This window comes from Kitasatospora saccharophila, assembly GCF_039529925.1.
GTDB classification, from domain to species: Bacteria; Actinomycetota; Actinomycetes; order Streptomycetales; family Streptomycetaceae; genus Kitasatospora; species Kitasatospora saccharophila.
In genome coordinates, this window is the sequence record NZ_BAAANS010000145.1 from 1 (window position 1) to 1,778 (window position 1,778).

A 1,778-nucleotide genomic window follows, 5' to 3' on the forward strand; every position below is an offset into this window, starting at 1 on the left:
GGCCGTGAGCTTGAGGATCGTTGTCTGTGTGAAGTACGTGCCCGACGCGACCGGTGACCGTCGCTTCGCGGACGATGCCACCACCGACCGGGAGGGCGTGGACGGCCTCCTGTCGGAGCTGGACGAGTACGGCGTCGAGCAGGCGCTGCGGATCGCGGAGGCCAACGAGGGTGCCGAGGTGACGGTGCTCACGGTGGGTCCGGACGACGCGAAGGACGCGCTGCGCAAGGCGCTGTCGATGGGCGCGGACAAGGCCGTGCACGTCAACGACGACGACCTCCACGGCACGGACGCGCTGGGGACCTCGGCGGTCCTGGCGGCGGCGCTGGAGAAGACCGGCTACGACCTGGTGGTGTGCGGGATGGCCTCCACCGACGGTGCGATGGGCGTGCTGCCGGCGCTGCTGGCCGAGCGGCTGGGCGTGCCGCAGGCGACGCTGCTGTCGGAGGTGTCGGTGGCCGGCGGTGTGGTGCGCGGGCGCCGTGACGGTGACGCGGCCACCGAGCAGGTCGAGGCGGCGCTGCCGGCGGTGGTGTCGGTGACCGACCAGTCCGGTGAGGCCCGCTACCCCTCGTTCAAGGGGATCATGGCGGCGAAGAAGAAGCCGGTGCAGTCGCTGGACCTGGACGACCTGGGCATCGACGCCGCCGCCGTCGGCCTGGCCGGCGCCTGGACGAAGGTGGAGGACGTCACCGCGCGCCCCGCCCGCACCAAGGGCGTCATCGTGACCGACGAGGGCGAGGGCGGCAAGCAGCTCGCCGTCTACCTCGCCGAGCAGAAGTTCATCTGACGGGCCGCCGGGAACAAAGGGATACGGAGCAGAAAACCATGAGCGAGATCCTGGTCCTGGTCGACCACGCCGACGGCGCCGTGCGCAAGCCCGCGCTCGAACTGCTGACCCTGGCCCGCCGCCTGGGCACCCCCTCCGCGGTCGTCCTGGGCGCCGCAGCCGCGGCCGCCGACATCGCCGCCAAGGCCGCCGAGTACGGCGCCGCCAAGGTCTACACCGCCGACGCCGAGGAGTTCACCACCCAGCTCGTCGTCCCCAAGGTCGACGCGCTGACCCAGATCGCCAAGGCCAGCGGCGCCGCCGCGGTGCTGGTCACCTCCTCCGGCGAGAACAAGGAGGTCGCCGCCCGCACCGCCCTGCGCCTCGGGTCGGGCCTGATCACCGACGCCGTCGACCTCCAGGCCGGCGCCGGCGGCCCCGTCGCCACCCAGTCGGTGTTCGCCGCCTCCTTCCAGGTCACCTCCACCGTCACCACCGGCACCCCGGTCATCACCGTCAAGCCCAACAGCGCCGCCCCCGAACCGGCCCCCGCCGCCGGCGCCGTCGAGCAGGTCACCGTCGCCCTCACCGGCGGCGCCGCCACCGTCACCGCCCGCACCCCGCGCGTGTCCACCGGCCGCCCCGAACTCACCGAGGCCGCCATCGTCGTCTCCGGCGGCCGCGGCGTCGGCGCCGCCGACGGCTTCGGTGTCGTCGAAGACCTCGCCGACGCCCTCGGAGCCGCCGTCGGCGCCTCCCGCGCCGCCGTCGACGCCGGCTGGTACCCCCACAGCAGCCAGGTCGGCCAGACCGGCAAGCAGGTCTCCCCCCAGCTGTACGTCGCCGCCGGCATCTCCGGAGCCATCCAGCACCGCGCCGGCATGCAGACCAGCAAGACCATCGTCGCCGTCAACAAGGACCCCGAAGCCCCCATCTTCGAACTCGTCGACTACGGCGTCGTCGGAGACCTCTTCAACGTCCTGCCCCAACTCACCGACGAGGTCAAGGC

Annotated in this window: 2 protein-coding genes; both read left to right on the forward strand. The window is 72.9% G+C overall.

The window, feature by feature from the left end; translation table 11 throughout:
• The first annotated feature begins 4 nt into the window (after positions 1-4).
• Positions 5-790, forward strand: coding sequence for an electron transfer flavoprotein subunit beta/FixA family protein (locus ABD345_RS39840; protein WP_344559714.1), 786 nt, complete (start codon positions 5-7; stop codon positions 788-790).
• Between the two features lie 38 nt (positions 791-828).
• A partial coding sequence (locus tag ABD345_RS39845) for an electron transfer flavoprotein subunit alpha/FixB family protein (RefSeq protein WP_344559713.1) occupies positions 829-1,778 on the forward strand: 950 nt, incomplete at its 3' end.